The organism is Pseudomonas sp. B3G-3 (genome assembly GCF_028640915.1).
GTDB lineage: Bacteria > Pseudomonadota > Gammaproteobacteria > Pseudomonadales > Pseudomonadaceae > Aquipseudomonas > Aquipseudomonas chlororaphis_I.
Map to the genome: position 1 here is coordinate 56,563 of NZ_JAQZAB010000098.1, position 8,287 is coordinate 64,849.

At 55.6% G+C, this 8,287-nt stretch carries 9 protein-coding genes; all 9 read right to left on the bottom strand.

Annotation, left to right across the window (positions count from 1 at the left end; all coding sequences use genetic code 11):
• Positions 1-8: 8 nt before the first annotated feature.
• Positions 9-359, bottom strand: coding sequence for a BON domain-containing protein (locus PVZ80_RS12565; RefSeq protein WP_028682062.1), 351 nt, complete (start codon positions 357-359; stop codon positions 9-11).
• Positions 360-582: 223 nt separating this feature from the next.
• Positions 583-948 (bottom strand): hypothetical protein, encoded by a 366-nt coding sequence (locus PVZ80_RS12570; protein WP_016702350.1) that lies wholly within the window; start codon positions 946-948, stop codon positions 583-585.
• 170 nt (positions 949-1,118) lie between these two features.
• Complete coding sequence (locus PVZ80_RS12575) at positions 1,119-1,379, bottom strand: PAAR domain-containing protein (protein ID WP_023964134.1); 261 nt, start codon at positions 1,377-1,379, stop codon at positions 1,119-1,121.
• A 98-nt stretch (positions 1,380-1,477) separates the two neighbouring features.
• Positions 1,478-1,801: a hypothetical protein gene (locus tag PVZ80_RS12580; protein ID WP_100208959.1), complete on the bottom strand. Its 324-nt coding sequence runs from the start codon at positions 1,799-1,801 to the stop codon at positions 1,478-1,480.
• A gap of 187 nt (positions 1,802-1,988) precedes the next feature.
• Entirely contained in the window at positions 1,989-2,930 is a 942-nt protein-coding gene (locus PVZ80_RS12585; protein ID WP_273863978.1) for a T6SS immunity protein Tli4 family protein, read from the bottom strand.
• 360 nt (positions 2,931-3,290) lie between these two features.
• Complete coding sequence (locus PVZ80_RS12590; protein ID WP_273863979.1) at positions 3,291-4,430, bottom strand: T6SS immunity protein Tli4 family protein; 1,140 nt, start codon at positions 4,428-4,430, stop codon at positions 3,291-3,293.
• Between the two features lie 151 nt (positions 4,431-4,581).
• A complete protein-coding gene (locus PVZ80_RS12595) occupies positions 4,582-5,757 on the bottom strand; it encodes a T6SS immunity protein Tli4 family protein (protein WP_080577939.1) in 1,176 nt (391 codons plus the stop codon).
• A 107-nt stretch (positions 5,758-5,864) separates the two neighbouring features.
• Complete coding sequence (locus PVZ80_RS12600) at positions 5,865-6,785, bottom strand: hypothetical protein (RefSeq protein WP_273863980.1); 921 nt, start codon at positions 6,783-6,785, stop codon at positions 5,865-5,867.
• 209 nt (positions 6,786-6,994) lie between these two features.
• Positions 6,995-8,217, bottom strand: a protein-coding gene (locus tag PVZ80_RS12605; RefSeq protein WP_202946906.1) for an IS3 family transposase whose coding sequence is annotated in 2 segments (ribosomal slippage) — positions 6,995-7,872 and positions 7,872-8,217 — 1,224 coding nt in all. Because the reading frame shifts where the segments join, the coding sequence is not laid out codon by codon here.
• Positions 8,218-8,287: the final 70 nt, after the last annotated feature.

Below are 8,287 nucleotides of genomic sequence, written 5' to 3' on the forward strand. Positions count from 1 at the left end.
CACCTTCGTTATTTGTCGTCCTTCTTCGTCGACGACTGCGAAGAGTATTCGCGGCTCTCTTCAGCGTTGGGCGCTTCAGGCAGGCTGCCCGGCGTGAACATATGGGTCTGCAAGTCGCTGGCCTCGATATCGACGACGCCATGCACCGCACGGGTCAGGCTGACGGCCTGCTCACACTGCTTATGGGTGATGAGCCGGCCACTCAAGGTGACGATACCCGCATGGGTTTTGACATTGATATGCAGGCCGCGGGTCGGTTCGGCAAAGGCCAGGGCCGACTTCACCTTGGTGGTGATCCAGGCATCGTGAACGGCCATTTCCAGGCCATGGGAGTAATGCTGGAAGGAATGAAGTTTCATGGCGGGCCCCTCTCGCGTAATCAGTTGGGCGTCCCGTCCCATTGGTTGGACTGCCCTCTGCCTGGCGGGTGAGCGTGGTGGGTTGTGGATGGGCGTGGTGGTACTCGCCGGGCAAATGGGGGTGCTTATTAATTATAGTTCGGGGGTTGGATACGCTCAGGGGCCGTGTGCGAGGGTTGCTCGATGGTGCTGCTGATGGACGCAAGCATCAGAACCTTAACCACTACGCGACAAGCTCGACGTAGTTCGACTCCCCTCCCCCAGTCGCGCCCGACAACCAACCCCATACAAAGCTCAGAGTAGTACGTCCTGCTTGATCAACGCCCACCGTGCCACGCGACCAGCCGGCAAGCATCTCGCCATCCGTCGTCAAGCACTGATAAAGAAGCTCGATGGTATCGGGGCCTGTCACGCGCCCGACTTGATTACCCATGCGGATCCGCCCGCCTTGGTAAGTGCTGAAAATGGCATCTTCCTCGACACGGTAATGAAATACCGTGCCTGCCCCGGATAGCCCTTGGGCGTTGTTCGCGACAGTAAACCGACGATTGTTCAAACGCTCGCTGACTTGAGAGATGGGCGTTTCCATAAATGTGCGTCCTGTTAGTCGAGATGTTCAGTTCCAGCCTTCAATTACCTAAGCCATTTTGCCGCAACTGATGAAGGAGCAACGAATTGCCACTCACATCACCCGAAGCGCCAGAAAGTCTGAGCTCACCCAACAGTTACTAGGCCCTTCCTTCATAGAACTTTACCTGACTAACTCTCAGCGTCTCCTTTCGGACCGCTGGCGATCAGGCTGGCTCCACAGGCGGTTTTCATTCCATGCAGCGCCACCGGAACACCGCCAACATCCAGCAGTGCGCTGCCCTCGGAAATAGGAAACACGCCTTTACATAAAGGGCATGTGACCTTGTGCCCGACGCCGGCCATGGGTTTGCCGTTCAGGTCGGTTTGGTTGAACGCTTCAATCACGGTTCCGCCGTGACTGGTGGAATCGCCGAGTCGGATGATGTCCATATCTGTTCCTTGGATTGTTCCGTTTCTGCTGCAATGTTCAGACGTTTAGCGACTCCCTCGCGGGGAGTCCGAGATGAATTAACCGCCATATCGGTGCACTACCAATAACGAAGCTCTCCACCAAACATGAAGAAAACCATTAGCAGCCCGAGCTCTCCGAACAACAGCGGCGCGATTGTAAGCACGGCCTGAATCACGACGGCGACCTTGCAGACTTTGGACAAACCATAACGTCGCCAGTACAGCGCATGCAGGACCATTGTCAGACTGTTCGCGGCCCAGACCGCACCAATAGCCATCATGTAATTTTGCTGCGCAATCCGCAGCAGCACGATCAACAAGGCAAAGAAAGCGATGAGTGCTGACCACACAATCAGTAGAGAATGATCCGGTTTCATCGGTCCAGAAGCAGGTTTTGGCATTGCATTTCAATCCATGTAAACGCTAAAGAAACCTGATCAATTTAAGTCGCCACACAACCTGTAGTGGTCACCCCATCCCAGACAGTGGTTTAAGTTTTTCTTCGGCCACGGCGGGCGGCAGCCCATCGTTGAATTGATGCGACCTGATCCAGTTGTAGCGGTGCATCAGGTACCGAAGGATGAGCACTCAGGAACCTCCTGCACTGCCGCCGGACGAAGCAGAGGAGACGGGGCGCAAGCGGACGGAGCCGATGATGGTGTCCCAGAACGCCAGCGCTTCTTTGTCTGATTTGAATGGTGGCGCTGGCAGCTTGCCGCTGCTGTCGGGGCTACGTTCACGTACGCCAAGTGCGGCGGAGATGTTTGGCTCGGTGATCGAGTCATCCTTGCCCTGGGCTTCCCAGGCGAACGTATAGATGCGTTGCCCCTTGTCGGTACTGGCCAACAGGTATTCGTCGGCTGGAACCGCGCCGCCACGTTCTCTTTTGCGCAGGGTCTCGATCCCTAACACCATCCTCGCGGCACCTGCCAGGAAACCACTTGCCCGATCCAACAGGCGATCTTCTTCGGCACCGGTGCTGGAGGTGAATTCGAAGTGGGCGCCGGGATACTCGGGAAAAGTCACGCCAATATCGAACCGTTCACCTTGAAAGCTGTTACCCGCGATATAGGCTCGATCAATACAAAAGCCAGGCTCTGAGGGAGTTTCATTGGCTTCGCGAGAACGTAGGCTGTGGGCCAGCGAAGTGGCACTTTCAATGCCCTGTGGTTCACGATCCGTCGATACACCTCCCATCCAACGGTAAGCACGCCATGTCGGTCTGGAAATAGCGTAAGCATCCAATAGATACATCGCTGTGCTGGCATTGGATTTCCAGGAAAGCAGCCCTGTCGAGTTTCCCCCAAGGTCTAGTCGGCGAAGAAACAGGCTACCTTGTTGCCTTCTATGTGGTTGTGCCTTCAGTTCCTGCTCACGCTGATCAACCCTGGCAGCCAGAGTGACTGGTGTTTCGTCGAGCACTTCGATGTTATCGCCCCAGAGGTAGTACCCCGCTCTAACTTCCGCTTGGGGTGGTAAATCAATTAGAAATCTGCCAAAGCAATGGGTGATCCATCCGGTCTTGTCCATGGCAGGGTTCCGAGAAGAAGGAAGTAATGAGCAACTGGTTATACCGGTCAGGGCGACGATGCCCAGAACAATGAAGAACTGATGCGTGCGCATCATAAATCTTCTACCCAGCCAGCCCTTTGGGCGGGCCACAGAGGGGCTTCGACACCCCACGACAAGTCTCGGCGAAATCGGCCGTTACCCCTACGGTCCTCATCATTTCGAATGACGTCCACGCCTGTTCCTTTTCCGTTGCACTACCAGACACTTCTCCCTCGACAGGTTTTATGCCCACCGAAGGAAAAGTGTCGGGTGTGAAGAGCAATGTTCCAGAGAGGCAAGTACCCTCTGTCACAACAAGTCCTGATGCCTACGAAGCTCTTACAGCTCATCCATCCAGCTATTGTTCGGCTTCAGGTCGGCCAGAAATTTCTCGATGGCGTAATCGTCATCCACCGCCTTAGTACTCCCCGCTGGGGCAGCCGGAGAGGGGCTGCCGGCGTTACTGCCACGCGGAGCAGAAGACACTGGGCGCAAGCGGACGGAGTCAATGATGGTGTCCCATAACGCCAGCGCATCCCTGTCTGACTTGAATGGAGGCGCTGGCAGCTTGCCGCTGCTGTCAGGGCTACGTTCGAGTACGCCAAGCGCAGCTGAGATATTTGGCTCGGTGACAGAGCCGTCCTTGCCCTGGGCTTCCCAGGCGAACGTATAGATACGTTGCCCCTTGTCGGTGCCAGCCAACAGGTACTCGTCAGCGGGAACCGGACCACCCCGCTCTCTTTTGCGCAAGGTCTCAATACCTGTAACAGCCCTGGCGGCACCTGCCAGGAAACCACCCACCCGATCTAACAGGCGATCCTCTTCGGCGCCGGTGCTGGAAGTGAATTCGAAATGAGCACCAGGATGATCCGGGAAGGTCACGCCGATATCGAAACGCTCACTCTGGAAGTGACTGCCTGCGATATAGCCACGATCAATGCAAAATCCAGACTCGGTGGGAATTTCATTGGGTTCGCGGGAGCGAAGATCGCGTACCAGATTCTTCGCGACCTCAATGCCACGAGGCTCGCGGTCTGGCTCCATCTCAATCCTCCAGTAATAAGGCTGCCACACCGGTTCTGAAACAGCATAGGCGTACAGGTAATACGACTCGATGCTGGCATCGGAAGCCCAAGACAGTATCCCGGTTGAGCCTTTGCCCAGATCGTACCGGCGCACAAACATGCTTCCCTTCGTATCATGCTGCTGCCGTTTAAGCTCCTGCTCGTGCTGATCGATCCTGGATGTAAGTGCTGCAAGATCGCCGCTTAGTGGTTCAATAACCTGCCCACGCAAGTAATACCCCGCTCTGATTTCCGCCTGAGGTGGCAAATCGATCAGGAGCCTGCCAAAGCAATGGGTGACCCATCCGGTCTTGTCCATGACTGGGTTCCGAGAAGAAGGAAAGGATGTGCAACTGGTTATCCCGGTCAAGGCGACTATGCCAAGCACAGTGAAGAGTTGGTGCACACGCATCATGAGTCTTCTAACTGCTGGAGGACTTCGACAACCGACAGCAAGTCTCGGTGGAGCCGGCCATTGTCACTACGGCTCTCATCGTCTCGGATGATGTCCATATCTACTCCTTTGGATTGTTCCGCCTCTGCTGCAATGTTCAGACGACGCTGCCCTACAATTTATCCATCCAGTTCTGAGGCGATGAGAGCCCAGCCAGAAATTCCTCCAGAGCGTAATCATCTGTTCCCGGCTTACCGCTATGGATGGACGTCACCGGACCGGGTCCGGAAGGGCTGTTGAGGGGCTTCCCACCTGCCGGCGGAGGTGTCAGGGCTCCAGGACGGAAGCGAAGGCTATCGATTATGGCGTCCCAGACCTCGAAAAACTCAACTTCGGTTGGACCTCCGGCTACATCCTCTGAGTCGGGAAAGCTACCTAGCGATGACGGTTTTCGTGACGTCAGATAGGTAGTGTCCATAGCGATATTAATGCTGGGTAATGGTGCGGGAGCCCCTCGTCCAACAAAGTCCCATTCACCGCCGATATTGGTCTTGAACTCTTGCGGACTGTCTCCTTCAGTACCGCCCATGACGTATTCCTCTCCGGCCAGATCTCCAACGATACGTTTCGCCGCTCGATATTCATGACGTCCAGCGACAACTCCTGGCTCGGACAACATACGAGCAATCAAACCTGCATTTTCATTGTCTGCCTCACGGCGTCGGTCAAGTACGGATTGTCCTGGTTTCCATACCATCGCCTGCCTGACTACTACACCAAGATTACGAGGCAGCTCAAACGCCCAACTGACGTCTTCCTGTTCGCCGCGAGCAAGATCGTAGACCCCATCAACAAAAGCCCCGCTCAGACATAAGCCCGGGCGGCTGGGTATTTCGTCTGTTGCACGGGCATGCAGTCGAGGAAACAGTCTCTGAATAGCGTCTTTACTGTTGAGTGATGGAGTGATTTTGAACAGCGTACCATCGCGCCATAGATAACCTTCGGCTTGATGAAAGAGCTGTTGAATAACAGTCTCATCATCCTCAGCCAGACCCTCTACATGTTCAAACTCATAGGCGAAAACCGCTCCGCCATCAGCCGTGGTGATACGCTCAGATGGTCGCAGATAGGCTTTACCATTGTTATCGGCCTTGAACGCCTGCACTTCTTGCCAACGTTTATCTATTAACTCCTCATACTGCGGCTGGCTGACCCCCGTGGTCACGGAAAGTGTCATATTGCCCAGCTGCGCCCCACTGGCTTGAGGCTTCCAGGTAGTTCCTGCCGGTAAATCAATCAGCATCCGTCCGACGCAGTACGTATGCATATTTTGAGTCAGTTCACTCATGACATGGCTCCGCTCAAAATGGGATAGTCGCCAGTAACGCCAACCGTAGGCGCAGACTCCCAATATCGAGATAAAAATGGCGATAAATAGTAGATGACGTCTCGCGATCATGCTGACAACTTCTTGGCGGTAGCACCTATTCTTAGAATCGAATACAGAGTTAGATTCTGTACGTTACGATTCTTATAAGAGCCTTGGTGATCATAGCCAGTCATGCGGGCAGCAAATACGGCTTGTTCAGCAGCATCTTCAGCAGCGTGTGCCGGAACAGTACCGTCCCCCGCCTGATCTTGCTCCTGAATATCCGCGGAGTAACCATCTCCAAGTGTGTTATGAATGATTCCGACACCATATTGATTAATCATCTGCTGCTCGCTGAGATCGTTGATCATCCAAACTCGTCCCTCATGATTTTCACTCCTCAAGCGCAAGGCAATGGCATGCTCGCGTGAGGGTGTCGGAGCAGGAGTAGCGGGCAAACCCGGCTTATGAGAGGGGATCACACCGGGACTAAGCTTCCACGTAACTCGGTTGAACGCTTGGTGATTGCTGTCTGCTCCGTAGTGTACAAAGCTATTAGGGTGATAATAGTTGCCTAGTGCAGAGTGAAAAGATTTTGCCTGACCAAGCATCTTTTCATAGTTACTCCATGCACTAGCCAGAGTAGCGGGTGATAAGTTTCCGATAGGATTTATCCAGGCGGCATCCATCAACCTCCACCATGCTTTCTTCTTCAAGTAAATCTGTGTGTATGGATCTGGTCCTGCCGGCAATTGAAATAACTCTCTGCCGTTACAGGTGACACGTAACCATCCTGTGCCATAACGTTGGTTAGGCAGCAACTCTAGAGGCCCCGCAGCATTGGCAAAAACAGGCATGATTTTTTGGCCTGTACCGCCAAGCCCAACAGCACCGGCAATATCCTCCCATCCGGCACGAACCCGACGGTAGGCCGTCGCCGCTCCAATGGCCGGCTGGACACCATGTACCACCCCTTGGATCAAGTTGGGGTTACGTTTGGCACACATGCGCGCCACCAGCCCACCCATGGAGTGAGTGACCAGAATCACACCATGCTGACACTTAACACCCAGCTCGTTTCGGCATCGTTCCAGAACGGCCTGAATTCGACCAGCAAGATAATCAGCTGCCTGAGAGTTGGAGTTAAGCCAGTTGTAACCTACCGCATACACAGGGTAGTGGACTTGCCCCTATCAAACCGGACACCGGCACCCCGTTAAGTTGATGCCTCAGCCAGGCGCCTGAACTCCCGAGGTGAGCGGTAGTTCAGTGCGCTGTGCGGATGTTCCTCGTTGTAATGCTCGAAGGCGATGGCCAGGTTACGCAGGGCCGTCGCTCGATCGGGCTTGGGCATGTGACGGATGTAGTCACGCTTCATAGTCTTCACGAAGCTCTCCGCCATGCCGTTGCTCTGCGGGCTGCACACCGGAGTTGTCAGGGGCAGCAGGCCGATCTGCCGGGCAAAGCCCCGGGTCTGTTCAGCGGTATAGGCCGAGCCGTTATCGCTCAGCCATTGCACCGGCGATGTCGGTAGCTGGTCACCAAAGCGTTGCTCGATAGCTTCCAGCATCACATCTCGAACATCGTCGCCACTGTAGCCATTTGGGCTGGCCACCCAACTGATGGCCTCACGGTCGCAGCAATCCAGAGCGAAGGTTACACGCAGTTTTTCGCCGTCCTCGCAGCGAAACTCGAAGCCATCCGAACACCAGCGGGTGTTGCTCGTGTCCACCGCGACGCGACCTTCATGACGCCGCGCCACCCCCGGCTGCTTGCGCCGGCGCTCCAGCAACAGGTCGTGGTCTCGCATGACGCGGTATACCCGCTTCACGTTGATCGGTGGCTGGGCCTGCTGCTCATGCTGTCGACGCAAAAGGCCCCAGACCCGGCGATAGCCATAGCTGGGCAATGCGCCGACGGCCTGCTTGATCCGCTCGACCAGGGCCGCATCGTTGAGCGTCCGGCGACGACGCGGCTGCGCCCCCGGAGTGGGCTGTTTGAGCCGAGCCGTCAATTGCGAGCGCGCCACACCGAGACTCTCACTGACCGCTTTCACTGGTCGTCCCCCGGCAACAAGGGTGAGTGCGCAATCCATTTTCGCGAGCGGGCGATCTCCACCGCTTCCTTGAGGATTTCAGCCTCCATGGTCTTCTTGCCCAGCATCCGTTGCAGTTCGCGGATCTGCTTGAGGGCATCGGCCAGCTCGGAAGCAGGCACCACCGCTTCACCGGCACTGACTGCCGAAAGGCTGCCGTCCTGGTAGAGCTTGCGCCAGTGGAACAGTTGGTTGGGATTGATGCCGTTGCGCCGGGCCACCACCGAGACGCTTTGCCCAGGCTCCAGGCTCTCGCGCACCATGGTTAATTTCTCCTCGACGCTCCAACGGCGACGCCGCTCCTGGCCGAGCACTTCGATGCTTTTGTCTTTGCTGGTAGTCATAAACACAGTCGTTTGCCTATCCCTTATGGTAAGGGGGAAACGGTGTCCTGTGTTTCAAGGGGCTCGTTCA